The organism is Bacillus sp. TCT6 (assembly GCF_056033845.1).
Window position 1 is genome coordinate 2,418,663 of record NZ_JBVYHX010000001.1, and the last position, 15,271, is coordinate 2,433,933.

Annotated in this window: 20 protein-coding genes; 4 read left to right on the plus strand and 16 right to left on the minus strand. The window is 33.6% G+C overall.

What is annotated here, in order from left to right:
- Positions 1-9: 9 nt before the first annotated feature.
- Together ypeB and sleB are read right to left on the minus strand one after the other, a co-directional pair.
- The gene (ypeB, locus tag AC0ONG_RS12260; protein WP_000943737.1) at positions 10-1,350 is read right to left on the minus strand and encodes a germination protein YpeB; all 1,341 of its coding nucleotides are present in this window, start codon (positions 1,348-1,350) and stop codon (positions 10-12) included.
- Between the two features lie 15 nt (positions 1,351-1,365).
- Positions 1,366-2,127 (minus strand): spore cortex-lytic enzyme, encoded by a 762-nt coding sequence (gene sleB / locus AC0ONG_RS12265; RefSeq protein ID WP_001249046.1) that lies wholly within the window; start codon positions 2,125-2,127, stop codon positions 1,366-1,368.
- 145 nt (positions 2,128-2,272) lie between these two features.
- On the opposite strand from sleB, the gene AC0ONG_RS12270 reads away from it, so the two are divergent.
- Positions 2,273-2,605 carry a DUF3889 domain-containing protein gene (locus AC0ONG_RS12270; protein WP_000749154.1) on the plus strand — a complete coding sequence of 111 codons (333 nt, stop codon included), beginning with the start codon at positions 2,273-2,275 and terminating at the stop codon, positions 2,603-2,605.
- Positions 2,606-2,653: 48 nt separating this feature from the next.
- Here the strand turns inward: AC0ONG_RS12270 and AC0ONG_RS12275 are convergent, their stop codons facing one another.
- The 5 genes from AC0ONG_RS12275 to kynU all read right to left on the minus strand — a co-directional run bounded on the left by AC0ONG_RS12275 (position 2,654) and on the right by kynU (position 7,121).
- Positions 2,654-3,277, minus strand: coding sequence for a Pr6Pr family membrane protein (locus AC0ONG_RS12275; protein ID WP_001213867.1), 624 nt, complete (start codon positions 3,275-3,277; stop codon positions 2,654-2,656).
- A 16-nt stretch (positions 3,278-3,293) separates the two neighbouring features.
- Positions 3,294-4,211: a serine hydrolase domain-containing protein gene (locus tag AC0ONG_RS12280; RefSeq protein ID WP_000346246.1), complete on the minus strand. Its 918-nt coding sequence runs from the start codon at positions 4,209-4,211 to the stop codon at positions 3,294-3,296.
- Between the two features lie 119 nt (positions 4,212-4,330).
- Positions 4,331-5,170, minus strand: a complete 840-nt coding sequence (kynA, locus tag AC0ONG_RS12285; RefSeq protein ID WP_000661959.1) for a tryptophan 2,3-dioxygenase — start codon at positions 5,168-5,170, stop codon at positions 4,331-4,333.
- A gap of 32 nt (positions 5,171-5,202) precedes the next feature.
- Entirely contained in the window at positions 5,203-5,832 is a 630-nt protein-coding gene (kynB, locus tag AC0ONG_RS12290; protein WP_000858077.1) for an arylformamidase, read from the minus strand.
- Positions 5,833-5,834: 2 nt separating this feature from the next.
- Positions 5,835-7,121, minus strand: coding sequence for a kynureninase (gene kynU / locus AC0ONG_RS12295; RefSeq protein WP_000276296.1), 1,287 nt, complete (start codon positions 7,119-7,121; stop codon positions 5,835-5,837).
- A 159-nt stretch (positions 7,122-7,280) separates the two neighbouring features.
- Here kynU and AC0ONG_RS12300 point away from each other — a divergent pair, with 159 nt between their 5' ends.
- Positions 7,281-7,892, plus strand: coding sequence for a TetR/AcrR family transcriptional regulator (locus AC0ONG_RS12300; RefSeq protein WP_136996424.1), 612 nt, complete (start codon positions 7,281-7,283; stop codon positions 7,890-7,892).
- Between the two features lie 35 nt (positions 7,893-7,927).
- On the opposite strand, the gene AC0ONG_RS12305 is transcribed toward AC0ONG_RS12300, so the two are convergent.
- Positions 7,928-8,365 (minus strand): NUDIX hydrolase, encoded by a 438-nt coding sequence (locus AC0ONG_RS12305; RefSeq protein WP_016098608.1) that lies wholly within the window; start codon positions 8,363-8,365, stop codon positions 7,928-7,930.
- 96 nt (positions 8,366-8,461) lie between these two features.
- Here AC0ONG_RS12305 and AC0ONG_RS12310 point away from each other — a divergent pair, with 96 nt between their 5' ends.
- Entirely contained in the window at positions 8,462-9,265 is an 804-nt protein-coding gene (locus tag AC0ONG_RS12310; protein WP_153599129.1) for an arylamine N-acetyltransferase, read from the plus strand.
- Between the two features lie 27 nt (positions 9,266-9,292).
- On the opposite strand, the gene AC0ONG_RS12315 is transcribed toward AC0ONG_RS12310, so the two are convergent.
- The 8 genes from AC0ONG_RS12315 to AC0ONG_RS12350 all read right to left on the minus strand — a co-directional run bounded on the left by AC0ONG_RS12315 (position 9,293) and on the right by AC0ONG_RS12350 (position 14,499).
- A complete protein-coding gene (locus tag AC0ONG_RS12315) occupies positions 9,293-9,751 on the minus strand; it encodes an SRPBCC family protein (RefSeq protein ID WP_016098610.1) in 459 nt (152 codons plus the stop codon).
- Positions 9,752-9,899: 148 nt separating this feature from the next.
- The gene (locus tag AC0ONG_RS12320; RefSeq protein ID WP_016098611.1) at positions 9,900-10,139 is read right to left on the minus strand and encodes a DUF3953 domain-containing protein; all 240 of its coding nucleotides are present in this window, start codon (positions 10,137-10,139) and stop codon (positions 9,900-9,902) included.
- A gap of 136 nt (positions 10,140-10,275) precedes the next feature.
- Positions 10,276-10,533, minus strand: coding sequence for a DUF3977 family protein (locus AC0ONG_RS12325; RefSeq protein ID WP_016098612.1), 258 nt, complete (start codon positions 10,531-10,533; stop codon positions 10,276-10,278).
- Positions 10,534-10,647: 114 nt separating this feature from the next.
- Entirely contained in the window at positions 10,648-12,498 is a 1,851-nt protein-coding gene (locus AC0ONG_RS12330; RefSeq protein ID WP_000881380.1) for a sigma-54-dependent Fis family transcriptional regulator, read from the minus strand.
- Between the two features lie 122 nt (positions 12,499-12,620).
- Positions 12,621-12,794: a hypothetical protein gene (locus AC0ONG_RS12335; protein ID WP_016098613.1), complete on the minus strand. Its 174-nt coding sequence runs from the start codon at positions 12,792-12,794 to the stop codon at positions 12,621-12,623.
- A gap of 15 nt (positions 12,795-12,809) precedes the next feature.
- The gene (locus AC0ONG_RS12340) at positions 12,810-13,148 is read right to left on the minus strand and encodes an NIPSNAP family protein (protein WP_136996512.1); all 339 of its coding nucleotides are present in this window, start codon (positions 13,146-13,148) and stop codon (positions 12,810-12,812) included.
- On the minus strand, positions 13,121-13,717 hold the full coding sequence (locus AC0ONG_RS12345; protein WP_000635676.1) for a GNAT family N-acetyltransferase: 597 nt from the start codon (positions 13,715-13,717) through the stop codon (positions 13,121-13,123). Before AC0ONG_RS12345 ends, AC0ONG_RS12340 begins: the two co-directional genes overlap by 28 nt.
- Positions 13,714-14,499 (minus strand): DeoR/GlpR family DNA-binding transcription regulator, encoded by a 786-nt coding sequence (locus AC0ONG_RS12350; RefSeq protein WP_136996509.1) that lies wholly within the window; start codon positions 14,497-14,499, stop codon positions 13,714-13,716. The genes AC0ONG_RS12345 and AC0ONG_RS12350 overlap by 4 nt, the downstream gene beginning before the upstream one ends.
- Before the next feature lie 250 nt (positions 14,500-14,749).
- Here AC0ONG_RS12350 and AC0ONG_RS12355 point away from each other — a divergent pair, with 250 nt between their 5' ends.
- A complete protein-coding gene (locus AC0ONG_RS12355; protein ID WP_000838461.1) occupies positions 14,750-15,247 on the plus strand; it encodes a hypothetical protein in 498 nt (165 codons plus the stop codon).
- Positions 15,248-15,271: the final 24 nt, after the last annotated feature.

The window sequence follows — 15,271 nt, forward strand, 5'->3', positions numbered from 1 at the left end:
TATTAAGGTTTAATCATAAATTTTTTCAACAGCTTGCATTTTCTTTACCTTTTCTTCGGCCCCACTATTAGCATTAATGAATATTTGGTACGTATCTTTTCCTAAAGTACCTACAAATTCATAGCAAAGTACTTCATTATGCAAATCATTGACTACTACAGCTTTACGTTCTTCCATTACTTTCACATCCGGATTGATTTTCTTTCTTGCTTCTGCTACAGTTAACTTTGCCGATGGAACTGTTCGTTTTTGATGCGACGCTAAATATTCTTTTGCGGAGAACCCTACGATAGAACCGTCATCTAAAGCAATTTTCATTTGGATTGCTTCTGGATAAATTCGTACTCCATTTTCATTTACTACATACGTAAACACACCAACATTATCATATTGAGAGCTATCATAAAGCTCCATATTATTAAACTTATGGTCCTTTAAAAATTTCAAACCTTTACTACCTGCATCGTTTAAACTAACTTTCTGTTCTTTAATTTCGCGGTTATTCATAACCCAAATTGGATATCCTCCTTTTCCCGTAATATCCATATAGAACTCATTGTTCGTTGCTTCATCTTTAATTTTCACACTATAGAAGGATTCTTTCGCACCTTTTCCGCTTTTCTCAACATCTACTTTTTCATTTCCTTTTAAATTCAAAAACGATTTTGCAATTTTCGCCGCTTCATCTTTAGAAATTGCCTTTCCTTGCGCTTCAAATCCGCCTTTTTTATTTTTTTGCGCACTTGTAAAGGTCGGTCCGAAGTTTGTAGAAGAATATGATGTTACGTTTTTCTCTACAGTTTTCAATCCATCAATAATTGTGTTATCTGCTGGATCGCGATTTGATGCAAGTGCCATTTCTACATCCATCCAGCGTAAATTATTTTTCAAAACAAGATGTTGTACTTTTCTTAGTTCATCTTGTATATTTCCTGCATTTGAATATAAAGTTTGCAACGTTTTATATTCTTGCTCATTTAAAGGCTCTTTTTCTAAATCACGAATGGCTGCACGGTAACTAAAATCACCGATATTCGCTAAAAATTCTTCCGTTTTATTAAATGGCATTAATGTTAAAGGAAGTTGCCCTACATCTGAGCGAGCTTCAGATGTTAAACGCCATACATCCGCTAATGCAGGTGATAAAGATGATCGTGAATTCATCGCAAGTGTTGTGCCAATTTTATCGTGTAATAAATCGACTTCGTATGCTAAATCATGGAATGCACGTTGATAGCTATTTTCCGCTCTAATTAAAACCGCATTTTTCTCTTGGTGCTCTTTATAGCCCCAGTATCCTGTTCCTACTACACCGACTGTTAATAATACAATGATAATACCTCGTAACATTGTCCCACCTCCGCTCTATTTACAGAAAATATGTTTACCGATTTTTTTAATTTGTGGACGAGTCCAAATCCATTTACTAGTCGCAGTATCTGGATTGAAATAATATAAAGCATTTCCTGTTGGATCCCATCCATTAATCGCATCTAATACAGCTTTTTTCGCTGTTTCATTTGGCGTTAAATATATTTGCCCATCCGCAACTGCCGTAAAGGCTCTTGGCTCAAATATTACTCCTGAAACGGTATTTGGAAATGATGCACTTGTAACACGATTTAAAATAACAGCAGCTACTGCAACTTGTCCTAAATACGGTTCACCACGTGATTCCCCGTATACTGCGTTTGCCATGAGTTGAATGTCATTTTGCGAATAACCATTCGGAACATTTGTCCCTTTATTTTGAGATGGTTTATTTTTTTGTGCAGTACTACCACTATTTCCTTTATTGGCAGTGGACTTGTCATACTTCGTTGCCTTCACGAGCATTTGCTTCGTTTTAGCTCCAGCTAAACCATCAACGGGTAATCCGAATTTCTCTTGAAAATTCCGAAGTGCCCAATATGTACCCCATCCGAAAACACCATCCACTTTTCCCGTATAAAATCCGTTATATTTCAAACGAGATTGCAGTTCAATGACATCTTCGCCAGATGCTCCTCTTTGAATGACTTGATTAGAAAAAGCTTCTACATTCTTTAGTTGTATACTACTGACCATTAAAGACAGTCCTATGAACGCAAGTAAAACTGCTATTTTAAAAATAGCTTTTTGGCGCATACTTTTCCCTCCTTAATTACAGAAATGATTTCTTGGTTATGTTTTGTAAAAGCCTCGCTTTTATGTAAAGAAGACAAAAAAATCCAAACTAATATCGTTGAAAAAATATGTAAACAATATAAAAAAAGGATAAAAGGAGTTCATCATGAAGAAATCGTTAAAACGTGTCGCACTCGTCATTCTGTTCCTAACAACATGTTCAAATATATATACAGGCTCATCAATTGTTCATGCGCAGCCGCCGTATGCCAAATGGGGTAAACTTGCCGTAGAAAAGACGAAAGAACAATACCCAAAAGCAGAAATTATTGATTATCTACATATAGGTAGAAAACCCAAAACAGTTCAAATAACTGTTGAAAAATTTAAATTGTGGTTACGTGAAGATGGAAAAGAATATGGTGTTTTTGTTGATGTAGAATTTGAAACGAAGACGGAGAAATTTATAAAGTTGTCGTTTCAGAAGACGAGTAGATAAAGTGAACCCCCACTGTTAAAAACAGAAACAGTGGGGGTTCTTGCATTTCTAAAATTCTTTCCTAAAATTTCGATTCCCTAAAAATCTTACCAATATACAAATAGCGCCAATTACAACGGCTATCCCTATACTATATAAAAGGACTCTACCATATCCTCCTATTCTCGGATCTAAAAAAGGATATGGATACCAATTTACGATTGGACCACGTAATAAGCTATATACAACGTAAAAAAACGGGAATAAGAGCCAACTTGCAGCTTTTTTCCAGGTGATTTTCTTATTTGGTGGATTTAAAACCCAATCTAAAAGCATGGTAATTGGCATGATATAATGCAGCACCGTATTTACCCATGGTATTGCAGTTTGAAGTGATTCTTCTAATCCTCTTAATAGTAAAAAATAAATTAGTCCTGTCGTAAGTATATATACCGTTGCCGCACCACGAAGTATACCAAACTGCTCTGATCGACCAAATGTAGCTGTTCCGATACTGCTTAAAAGGAGAATACATGCAACTAAAATGTTACTTTCAATCGTAAAGAAACTAAAAAAGTTAACTGGATTGAACGGTTTCACTTGTGCCCTGATTATGAATTGCGTAATAATGGCGCTACATGCTAGAAGACTTAAACATAATCTAAATAAAGATAAAGTTTTTTCACCCCTCATACATTCCCTCCTTTTCTTATAAATAATTAGAATTTCCCTGTACATGCTCAATAAATAATTTTAATGGAACGAGCCCACGCTTTGGCATATGACTACTTATAATAGCTACTACTTCTAACTGAGGAATGATAACGATGTATTGTCCGCCATATCCCATAGCGAAATATATACAATACGGTATGTGAAATCTTTCGTTATGTAATACCCACCAGTGATATCCATATGCACCGACATGTTCATATGTTTCAAATTGCGCCCTGCTTGACTCTTCTAACCATTGTGCTGATACAATTTCTTTCCCATTCCAATATCCATTTTGTAAACATAATTTTCCTAATTTTAATAAATCTGTAGATTTCATTTTCATACCGAAGCCGCCAACATATATACCCTGCGGATCTTGTTGCCATTCGTATTCGTTAATTTCTAATGGATCAAATAAATATTTCTTTGCAAACCGCTCTGTCGACATTCCAGTAGCTTCTTGAATAATATAGCTCAGTAAATGAGAAGAACCTGAATTATAATTCATTTTTGTAGCAGGTTTTTCAATTATTGGCTTTTCTAATATGTACTGTACCCAGTTCTCTGATTCTACAAAGTCATTTGGGAATACTACTCCATTCCCAAACTCTTTCCAATCCTCACCAGTAGTCATTGTTAATAAGTGATAAAGCGTCAAATCATGTTTTTCCCCAGGTACATTTTCAATCCACTCTGTAATCGGTGTATGTATATCATTTATATAGCCCTTATCAATTGCAATACCAATTAATAAAGATACGATACTTTTTGTAATCGAATTTATTTTATATAAGTTATTTGCACATTCAGGTGTTTTATAATACTCAGTTGTTAATTCCCCTTTTTGATAAACAAGAAATGTATTCACTTTTTTCTTTTCGAATTTATTTTCTAGTTGCTTGAAATCCAAAAACTTTACCTCCATTTAAATAGTTACTCCATTTATTATATCTTGTTACTTCATTTTAAACATAATTGTGCTCAAATAAAAATAAACCTGTCAGCCATAATGAACTGACAGGTTTATTTTTATAATTTCGTACGAACATTCCAAAGCTCTGGGAAGAATCTTTGATCAAGTACTCGTTTTAAATAAGAAACACCGGAGGATCCACCTGTTCCCATTTTATGTCCAATAATTCTTTCTACTGTTTTCATATGACGGAAACGCCATTGTTGTAGCCAGTCTTCAATATCAATCAATTTTTCAGCAAGCTGATATAAATTCCAATATTTTTTCACATCCACATACACTTCTAACCACGCCGCTTCTACTGTTGCATCTTCTTCATAAGGCTGCGTAATATCACGGTTTAACACATCTTTATGAATAGGGAATCCTTCTTTTACTAATGCTTGAATCGCGACATCATATAGACTTGGTGCATGTAGCGCTTTATGAAGTCGTGCATGTAATTCTGGATCCTTTTCATAAATTTTTAATGCGTGCGGCGTTTTATAGCCAAGTGCATACTCAATCATACGATATTGATACGATTGAAAACCTGAAGCTTGACCGAGTGAATCACGAAACTCAATATATTCTGATGGTGTTAATGTCGCAAGAATATCCCAAGATTGAATAATTTGAGACTGAATTTTTGATACACGTGCTAACATTTTAAAAGCTGGTTGTAATTTATCTTGTTTAATAGATTCAATCGCCGCATTTAGCTCATGTAAAATGAGCTTCATCCAAAGCTCACTTGCTTGGTGGATAACGATAAATAACATTTCATCATGATGGTCCGATAATCTTTTTTGAGAAGATAGTAAACTATCTAATTGTAAATACTCCCCATACGTCATATTCTCTTTAAAATCCGTATGAATCCCTTTTTCCATAATTACTTTTTCATTTTCTTTCATATTAGCCAAACGCCCCTTTTATATAATTCTACTTATATTGGTCTAATAACGGCTCGAACTGGACTTCCATCTGCATCAGTTAATGCAAGTGGTAATGCAATAAGTTCATAATCACCGTCTGCTACATGATCTAGTACGACATTTTCTAAAATATGAATTCCATGTTTAAATAATTGATGATGCGTTGCTAATTCTTTATCATCTAACGGATCAACTGATGGTACATCTACTCCGATTAAACGAATACCTTTCTCTGATAGAAAAGGTGCTATGTCTGCACGTAAATGAGGGATCACATCTGGAAATTCTTCAGTTTTTCCATGTGAAGATGTACGTAATAATAATCGTTCTACACCTTCTAAATGAAAGCTTTCTAATTCCTTTTTCCCGATGCTTTCAAGATTAGAAACGTCAATAATCCGTGCTGGGCCAACATAAACTTGAACATCTAAATCCAATACTTTCTTTCCATCATTATCAAAATGAAATGGTGCATCAATATGAGTGCCTGTATGAATACTCATCGTTAACTTTCCGACATTTACCGAGCCACTTTCTTCTTTTGACCATGAAACTTCATACGAGAACGGTGTGTCTCCTGGCCACGTTGCAATATTATTATTTAGCGGTTGTGAAATATCAATCCACTCTGATGTTTTCATACTTATGCCACAACCTCTCGCTTATTTTCAAACTGCTTATACTTTTCTTCTTTCATAATTCCCTTTAATATTTGTACAGATTTCCACACTTCTTCGTATGTGTTATATAAAGCGACCGGCGCAAGTCTCACTCCATTTGGCGCTCTAAAATCTGGAATTACTCCATTTGCCTTTAGCGCTTTACATATACGTGCTGCTTCTGCATGCTCTAAATAAATGTGCCCGCCTCGACTTTCATCCTCTAACGGATTTCCAATTGTAAATCCGAAATCTTTTAATTCATGATCAATTAAATTCAGCATGTATCTCGTAATATGTAAAGATTTCTCACGTAAACGTTCAATACCAGCATCTTTGAAAATTTCAAGAGAACCAATTAATGGTGCTATACTTAATACGTGAGGTGTACCAATTTGATAAGCACCTGCATGATCAGCGGCTGTTAATGTATGCTCCATATCAAACTGCTTATCTTTTTTAGAACTAAACCATCCAGACAACCCTGGCAGTCTATTAAAATGTTTATTATTTACATAAAGTCCTGCAACACCACCCGGTCCTGCATTTAAATATTTATAATTGCACCAAACAGCAAAATCAACATCCCAATCTTTGAAATGATGCGGAATAGATCCTATTGAATGACATAAATCAAATCCGATATGAATGTCTCGTTTATGTGCTTCCGTTGTTAAACGTTTCATATCAAGAATTTGACCACTTCTATATAAAACAGAAGGTAATAAAATTAAAGCGATATCATCTTCCATCGCATGAATAATATCTTCTTCAGAAAGTGTTCTACCATCTCGGCTTTTCACTCTTACTAGATGCTCATCTGGGTCTAATCCTTTTAAACGTATTTGACTTTGAAGTGCATAAATATCTGACGGGAAAGTTAATTCATCCGCAAGTATTTTTGTACGTATTCCTTTCGGTTCATAAAACGTCGCAATAACTTGGTGTATATTTGTAGTCGTAGAACCGGTTACAATAGTTTCCTCCGGTAAAGCTCCAATAAGAGGGGCTGTAAGTTTACCTAATTTCTCTGAAAGGAAGAACCACGGGTGCTCACCTTCAGTCCAGCCGTCAATTCCATATTCTTTCCACGAATCTAGCAACGTAAGTAATGATTTCTCTGCTCTTTTTGAAAGTAGCCCTAATGAGTTTCCATCTAAATATATAGTACCTTCTTTTTTATAGAATTCAGTTTGAAAATCTTTCAGTTCATCATGTTTATCACATTCAAGCGCATACTCATAAGTTGGTTGAAATGGTTCTTTATACATGGTGTCACCTTCTCTTAATTTTCTTTTTATTCTAACTAATTGAAATATAGCACCTTAATTGATATAACGTCAATGATATTATGTCAGTTGACTTTATATATGAACTTCTTTTACAATACACTTATATTTTCAGATATTTCAGTATAAAGAGGTGATTCTTTGAAAAACTCTACTCTTTCATCAAGAAAACACCGCTCCTTAGAAACGAAGAAGAAACTACTACACTCTGGTTACACTATTTTTATACGTAACGGATTTCAAAAAACGACAATTACACAAATTATTAAACATGCAGAAACCGGTTACGGAACAGCATATGTATACTTCAAAAACAAAGACGATCTCCTAATTAGTTTAATGGAAGATGTTATGAATCAATTTCATAATATTGCCAAGCGCTCCTTTTTGCCTCAAACGAAGGAAGAAGCTCATAAAATGATTCGAAATCAAGTTAGAGCATTTCTCCAACTAGCAAAGAAAGAACGAGCTATTTTACAAGTTGTAGAGGAAGCGATAGGATTATCAAGAGAAATACGGCAAAAATGGGATGAGATTCGGGAACGTTTTATAACAAGTATTAAACAGGATATTACTTACTCTCAAGAAAGTGGATTAGCACAACCTAATTTAAATAAAGAGATTGTAGCACGCGGTTGGTTCGCGATGAATGAATCGTTTCTTTGGAGTATTACGCAAAATGACAAAAAGATTAACTTAGAGGAAATTGTGTATACGTTAACGGAGATGTATACGATCGGGTTATATAAATAGCACACCTTCAATAAGTAAGGTGTGTTATTTTACATCTATAAAAATATATTATCTGGGTATGGTAGCGCTAAAGTAGGCTTTTCAGAAAATGAGAAATATTGTAGTTTTAAAGATTCACCATCTATCGATTTCAGTTTTCCACTAGTAATTTCACATTCAAACACAACAACAATATATTCTACTTGATCGCCATTCGGATATATATGACGGAACCTTTCCCCTCCAAATACCCCTTTTTGTTTTTTTACTTGCACTTTCAAACCCGTTTCTTCCCACACTTCACGAACTACCGCTTCTTCTGGAGTTTCTCCAGGCTCAATTGCTCCAGCTGGCAAACTCCAGTATTCTCCACCAGGATATTGAAATAAGATTTTCCCTTGCTCATTTTTAATAACAGCAGCTACACTCGTTATTAGAATTAGTTCACGGCCTAATTGCTCACGGATTTTTTTATAATATAGCGACATCGACATATAATTCTCTCCCACTCCAATAATAAACAACTGTATTTTCTGACACCTATTGTATAATAATACCAATAGCAATTTCTATATAGAAAGGATAAGAAAATGACCCAAGTACAACTAGTAAATAGCTTTCTATCATTTTTAGGTACGACAAAACAGCCTACTAGCTTAAAGTTTTTAAATGAGCTTATTAAAGCTCATCAAGAAAAAATAAAATGGGAAACCCTTACTAAAATAATTGACTGGGAAAAGGGTAATGAAACAGAGGATTATTTTCCTTCCATTGAGACATACATAAACCGTATTACAACAAAAGGTCTCGGGGGTACTTGTTGGACGCACTCAATTGGATTCCATTGGTTATTATCAAATCTTGGTTTTAATGTTCATTATATGTATATGGATCCCGGACATTTATGCTTACGGGTTAACTTAGACCAACCTTATTATGTTGATGTTGGTTATTGTGCACCTTTATTCCAAGCTTACCCACTTTATGAATCATTTCAAGTAAGTAATGTAAGAGAAACTTTCACTTATGAAGTCTCAAATAATAGGATTAAAATTGCTAGAAATCCAGGTCCAGCAAAAATCTTACATACAGATCCAATACATTTATCAAGTATGAAAGAACTCATTAAAAAGTCTAACGATTGGCATACATCTCCTGTATTAAAGAAAATTCAGATTTTCGGTTATATCGATGGTATTCCAACTTCTATTAATGATAATGTTTTAAAACGATATTTCCAAGGTAAGAAAATAGAACAAAGCCTTACATCTTCTGAACTTAATTATTGGATAACAGAAAGATTTTGTATTGATAAAGAAATATATGAAAGAGCTATTGAGATTTCCAATGAAAAATCTTCAAACAGTAAAAGCGTTACTCATGAGATTAAGTAACGCTTTTACCTTAATATATTTTTAATATTAATCTTCTTTATGATAAGCAGCTTCTACACATTCTGCTAGACGTTCCATTTGTTCCATGGTTAAACCTCGTGAAATCCAACCTGTTAACTTATACATCATTTTATAATAAAAATTACTAGGTTCATATTCTGAAATTAATGTTAGTGCTGTACCTTCCTCATCTTCTTCTAACATATAAGTCATTGCTGAATATCCTTGCTTCATTTCACTACCAAGTGAAATAATATGCGGTGCATCGTATTCAAGGATTTCTACTTCAGCCTCGAATATTTTCTTACCGACTTTTTGAACAGTAATATATTTATCTCCTACACGTGGATTCTCTTTATCCATATTTGAAGGATAGCGATTTTCTATTATAAACGTATTCCATTCTTTTATTTTTTCATCTTCTAATATGTAGTCACATACAACATCCAATGGTGCTTTTATTACTATTTCAATTGCAAAACTCATTATACTGCCCCTCTCAAATACCCTATCCATTTCTATTTTAACTAAATCATTATGCCATATTTTATATAGTGAAATACAAGTAGAATTTTAACTTTTTATTGTGAGGGGATTCAATAAATAATCATTTTTTATTAATTTAAAAACTTATTCATACAAAATATTTTATTAAAGATACAACAATTAAAAACAAAGCCACGAGTAGTAAAGCAATCCCTATACTTCTATTTTCTTTTTCGTTATTTTTTAAATTTTGCACGCCTAAGCTAACTAACATAAACCCTAAAAGCGTTTGTAAAATTAGCATACTCAGTTCCGCAGTATCATTCCAACTATAAATGGAATACCCCATTATAATAATTGCAAGTAAAACAGTTACGATCCTATTCATACGCAAATCCCCCCTTTTTAAAAAGAAACCGCTAAGTTTCCTTAGCGGTTTTATTAACAATTTATATTTAGTAAATGTGCTTTTCATGAATTTGATATAAGTCAAAAGAATTTCCTGTCCAATATAACTACGCATGTTAGCCCACTTCTTCTTTATCCAGTCTACTTACAATTCCAACTATAAATTTATATTCAATCCTCCTCTTCTTAACCTTTTTAAACCTTTCTTTCGTATCAAAAATTAAACACGTTTTCCGAAACCACACTCGTACATATAAAGACTCAAAATAAATAGGTTTTATAATTCCTCGTTCTTCAAATTCAGTTCCATCTTTATTTTCAGTTTCTGTTCGAACGAACCACCTATTTCCGAAGCCAATTTCAATATACCTCACACACTAACCCCCATTAGGAAATTTCCCTTCTAACAATTCTATTATTTCCCCGGTAAGCGCAGATTCCGACAGAACATGAGCCCACAAAGAAAAAGTAGATTACAAAAATCTACTTTATAACTTATATTTTTGCATTCGCTTATAAAATGTACTACGGGGTACATCTAATAGTTTTGCAGCTAATGAAACATTTCCGTTTGTCTTTTGTAATACTTCAATCATGCTATCACGCTGTATTTTTTCGCGAAAATTTAGTGGATGTTCTGTTTTATTTTCAACTTGTAACTCAAGTTGTTGTTGATTTCCCATCATTGTTTGTAGCAAAAAAGCGACTTGCTTTTCGCATATTTCCCGTCCTTGCGACAAGATGTAAATGCGTTCTAATACATTTACTAGTTCTCGAATATTTCCGGGCCATGTATGTTGTAAAAATTGATTGCAAATACTCTTTGGAAATACAACATTCCAATTCTTCCGTTCGCAAAAGTGTTGTATAAAATATGAGATATCCTCTTTTCTTTCTATTAACGATGGAACATATAACGGATAAACGTGCAAACGATAATATAAATCTTGACGGAATTTCCCTTCTTCTACTAACCGTAGTAAATCTTTATGTGTGGCAGTAATAATACGAATATTTACTGGTACCTCTTTTGAACTTCCTATTGGAGTTATTGTACGTTCTTGTAAAACACGCAATAATGCTACTTGCATCTCTGGTGGTACTTCACCAATTTCATCTAAAAATAATGTTCCTCCATGCGCTTGTTCAAATTTCCCTTTATACCCTTGACGTCGCGCACCTGTAAACGCACCTTCAACGTAACCGAACAATTCACTTTCCATTAATTCTTTAGGCAGAGAACCGCAGTTAACAGCTATAAAGGGCCCATCTTTTCTTGGGCTATTTTCATGAATCGCTCTCGCAACATATTCCTTTCCTACTCCTGTCTCACCACATACATACACACTAGCATCAGTCGGTGAAACAAGCTTAATTTCTTCTAGTGTGTGTTGAAATGCTTTGCTTGTCCCGGTAACTCCTGAAAAAGTAATTCCTTTTATAAATGCGAAAGCAGAATATGTATTTATTTGTTTGTTTTTCTTTAAATACATACATTTCCCAATCATTCTTTCATTACTATATACTGGTATCTCTAATTTAGTTTCCAATCCATGGTGCATTAACTCTTCAAGCTTCATTCTTGACCAATTATTTATTCGTTCACGAACACTCTTACTCGCAGAAACGATAACATCACGATGATTACAAATAACTACTTGTTCGTCACTATCAATGACATCCAAAAAACGATGAATTAAGTGTAATTCATTTTGATGAACTCTTATGCTACATTCACGTTCTATCGCATGTGCAATTGAAGTTACCATACCGAGCATATATGGATGCGAAAATTCAATTGGACAGGAGAAATCTAGAACACCAATTAATTTCCCGTCATCATTATGGATAGGAGCAGCCGCACAACTCCAGCTATGAGATGCCACGGAATAATGTTCAGTACCACTTATCATAATAGCTTCTTCAATTTCTAGCGCTGTTCCAATTGCATTTGTACCAACAGCTGCTTCTGTCCATTTTACACCTTCAATAAAATTAATATGTTTCGCTCGCTTTAACGTTTGTTTATTTCCACTTAACGATAGAACATAACCATCTGGATCGATTAATAATGCCATCATTTGTAGTTCATCAATGGTTTTTCTCATATTTTGTATTTGAGGTAATGCTATATCAAGAAAAATTTCACTCTTTTTCTTTTGTTCTTGAAAAACATTAGAAGACAAAATTTTCTGACCTTTATTCATATAAGGATTCACATTTGCTTGTCTACATCGATGCCATGACTCTGAAATTCTTTCGTTTATACGGTTCGAATCAAAGACTCCTTCATCAATAAACTTTTTCCATGTATGTAAGTAAAACGGTGAAGCTAACATTGTATCATCTCCCTTTTAATTGTTTTGGAGATTTATAAAACATACTTCTATTATAAAACTGAATAAAAGCGTTTTCAATACAACTAGAAAGATGACACAAATATATTAATAATTTGAATATATTAATTCTCGTCTTTATTCTTTTTTAGTAGCACCATATTTTGTATAATGGACGCAAAGAAAATACATAACCAAAACCACTTTTGTGGATTACCATTTATAAAGAAAACAATCACGGCTATTGCAAATAAAATAGCGGCTGATAAACTAATATATAATTTCGTTCTGACCTGCATTAGTCTTCACTCCTATTATTTTACAGTACATACTAACTCTTCATTTTTCATCTCTACTATGTACTTCTGTAAAACATATTCTCTTCCGCCATGTTTTTCATACCAATGATGTATTCTTTTTACATGAATCTCCTCACTTCTAATTTTCGATTCAATTTCTTTATACCGTTCAAAACTATCATATTCCCATATGGCGAATACTTCAGACGTACTATTCTTATTATCTTTCATCCAGCGTCCTATTAGCCTAGAGCCATGCTTTAACTGATTAGGTAAGTTCGTGTTATTGAAATGATTATTAAATACTTCTATGAATTCATTTTTCACTACATAGTACTTCCTTCTGTAAAACATACCTCTTCCCCTCTTTTATGAAAAGTATCAGTAAACCTTCCCATCACTACCGTATTATAATACTTTCCATCCGATAGTCTTTTGTCATTTTTCAAAATGCCTTCTACTTCAAAACCTAATTTTTTATACAGATGAATAGCTTTCTCGTTTGTCTCTAATACTTGTAAAGATATTTTATTTACTGCATTTTCATCAGCCCATTTAATAGATTGTTGCAATAGACTCTTACCCATTCTATATCCCCAAAACTCTTTTAAAATACAAACACCAAACTCCACTTTATGAGATAATCTCTTAAAATTTGACCCTTCACATCTTGAAAATCCAACGATTCGATTGTGCACTTCTACAACTAAAAAGAGATTCTTAGTCTCTTCACTATCTGTTTTTATTATTTTTTGAAATCCTAGATCATCTATAAATCCCTCTCCAGCATCTCTATCCATATTTTCAGTTTCTCCATCAATCTGAACTCTAATTTTCGATAACTGCTCTGCATCTTTCTCAGCTGCAGAACGAATTGTATAAGTTAATCCATTTATATGAAACTCTTGCTCTTTTACAATCATGTCAAACTCCTTTCAAATGAATATAATGGCGCTATTACAACTTGTTTACCTTGTTTCTCAAAGTCCTGAACAGCTTCTTTACTAGCCTCTTCGTCAGTTATAATAATGTCAATTTTTTTTAGAGACTCTCCTCTTATAAAACAATCTATTCCAAGTTTATTATGCGGAACTAAACAAATATTTCTTCTAGCAATTTCACTTACTCTTTTACTAAAATAAGCAACTTCAGGTGTTGCGGTACTAATACCTTGTAATGAAATGCCTCCACCTGTAGAGAAATACAGATCAATAGAAAATCTACTTATCAATTCAGAGGCAAGTGTATCAGTAATATTCCCTGAAGGTTTTACTTTTCCGCCAATTAAATACGTATCAATATTCTTATATTCTCGTAGATAACCAGCTATTTCTATAGAATTCGTAATAACCGTAAATGATACTTCCGGTAAATATTTCAGCATCGCATTATGAACGGAAGCCCCACCAATAAAAATTGAATCACCTTCTTGTATATAAGATACCGCAACTCTTGCAATTGTGTCCTCATATATTGAGCTATCACTATAACGTTTAGTTGGTTCCGCAGCTAAGTTTCTCACTCGCGTAAGTTCAATTGCACCTCCGTGCGTTCTTTTTAATAAACCATCCTTTTCCATAATAGACAAATCTCTTCTTATAGAATCAATAGACATATCAAATCTTTCCGCAAGATCCTTTGCTATTACTCTTCCATCTGTATTAAGTAGTTCTAAAATTTTCTCTCGACGTTCTTCAGTAAACATGTTATCACCACCGTTATTGAAGGTTCAGAAATTTGAACTTTATATTAATTATATGCACGTTTCTTCCGTTTCACAATATTTTCAATCCTTTTTCTTCCGTCTTTATGCAGTGTTTTCCTCTTTTTCTATTTTGTTAACTTCACATAAAATAAATGCAGATTTGCATATTCCACTAAAAGACTTCTATTTATTTCCTTATTCATGTAAAATTATTCCTATGTTTTACTTTTTAATACAGAAAGGGATTACTATGAAATCACTAATCAAAACGACATGTACAGCATTATTATTTACAGGAATATTAACAGGGTGCAATAGCAATACTACACCAAAACAAGAAAAGAGCGCTCTCGAAAAGAATGCAATGCACTATGGAGAAATAGTTAAAAATGAATACTATAGAGCGACAGTTGAGAATGCAAAGTTTGAAAAAATAGACGAAGAGCGGCGCCTTACTACTCGTGTTATGATTAATAATGTTCGAGACGATGGACAAACTATTGATCTTTCGGAAATAAAATATTTCATACAAGATGAAAAAACTGGTCAGAAATATGAAGGTGAAGCTCATCCGATAGGTGACGAGCACTATAAAAATGTTCCACACGAATTCTCTTTAACTACTGACGTTGTATTTGAACTGAAAACTTCACCAAAAGATTTAAATAATATGTATTTATACATAGATAGCAAAGCTGCGCCGTTAACAAATACATATTGGAAGCTTGATAATTTAGTATCTAAATAGAAAGACCAGTCTTATACGACTGGT

What these genes read in the sequence shown, in the direction of transcription:
- kynB (WP_000858077.1), bottom strand. Translation starts at nt 5,832, where the DNA reads ATGAAAACATCAGAGTGGATTGATATTTCACAACCGCTAAATAATAAT.
- AC0ONG_RS12345 (WP_000635676.1), bottom strand. Translation starts at nt 13,717, where the DNA reads ATGATTGTAAAAGAGCAAGAGTTTCATATAAATGGATTAACTTATACA.
- kynA (WP_000661959.1), bottom strand. Translation starts at nt 5,170, where the DNA reads ATGAAAGAAAATGAAAAAGTAATTATGGAAAAAGGGATTCATACGGAT.
- AC0ONG_RS12315 (WP_016098610.1), bottom strand. Translation starts at nt 9,751, where the DNA reads ATGAGTTTTGCAATTGAAATAGTAATAAAAGCACCATTGGATGTTGTA.
- AC0ONG_RS12270 (WP_000749154.1), top strand. Translation starts at nt 2,273, where the DNA reads ATGAAGAAATCGTTAAAACGTGTCGCACTCGTCATTCTGTTCCTAACA.
- AC0ONG_RS12275 (WP_001213867.1), bottom strand. Translation starts at nt 3,277, where the DNA reads ATGAGGGGTGAAAAAACTTTATCTTTATTTAGATTATGTTTAAGTCTT.
- AC0ONG_RS12310 (WP_153599129.1), top strand. Translation starts at nt 8,462, where the DNA reads ATGACCCAAGTACAACTAGTAAATAGCTTTCTATCATTTTTAGGTACG.
- AC0ONG_RS12320 (WP_016098611.1), bottom strand. Translation starts at nt 10,139, where the DNA reads ATGAATAGGATCGTAACTGTTTTACTTGCAATTATTATAATGGGGTAT.
- kynU (WP_000276296.1), bottom strand. Translation starts at nt 7,121, where the DNA reads ATGTATAAAGAACCATTTCAACCAACTTATGAGTATGCGCTTGAATGT.
- AC0ONG_RS12335 (WP_016098613.1), bottom strand. Translation starts at nt 12,794, where the DNA reads ATGCAGGTCAGAACGAAATTATATATTAGTTTATCAGCCGCTATTTTA.
- AC0ONG_RS12330 (WP_000881380.1), bottom strand. Translation starts at nt 12,498, where the DNA reads ATGTTAGCTTCACCGTTTTACTTACATACATGGAAAAAGTTTATTGAT.
- AC0ONG_RS12305 (WP_016098608.1), bottom strand. Translation starts at nt 8,365, where the DNA reads ATGTCGATGTCGCTATATTATAAAAAAATCCGTGAGCAATTAGGCCGT.
- AC0ONG_RS12340 (WP_136996512.1), bottom strand. Translation starts at nt 13,148, where the DNA reads ATGTTTTACAGAAGGAAGTACTATGTAGTGAAAAATGAATTCATAGAA.
- sleB (WP_001249046.1), bottom strand. Translation starts at nt 2,127, where the DNA reads ATGCGCCAAAAAGCTATTTTTAAAATAGCAGTTTTACTTGCGTTCATA.
- ypeB (WP_000943737.1), bottom strand. Translation starts at nt 1,350, where the DNA reads ATGTTACGAGGTATTATCATTGTATTATTAACAGTCGGTGTAGTAGGA.
- AC0ONG_RS12350 (WP_136996509.1), bottom strand. Translation starts at nt 14,499, where the DNA reads ATGTTTACTGAAGAACGTCGAGAGAAAATTTTAGAACTACTTAATACA.
- AC0ONG_RS12355 (WP_000838461.1), top strand. Translation starts at nt 14,750, where the DNA reads ATGAAATCACTAATCAAAACGACATGTACAGCATTATTATTTACAGGA.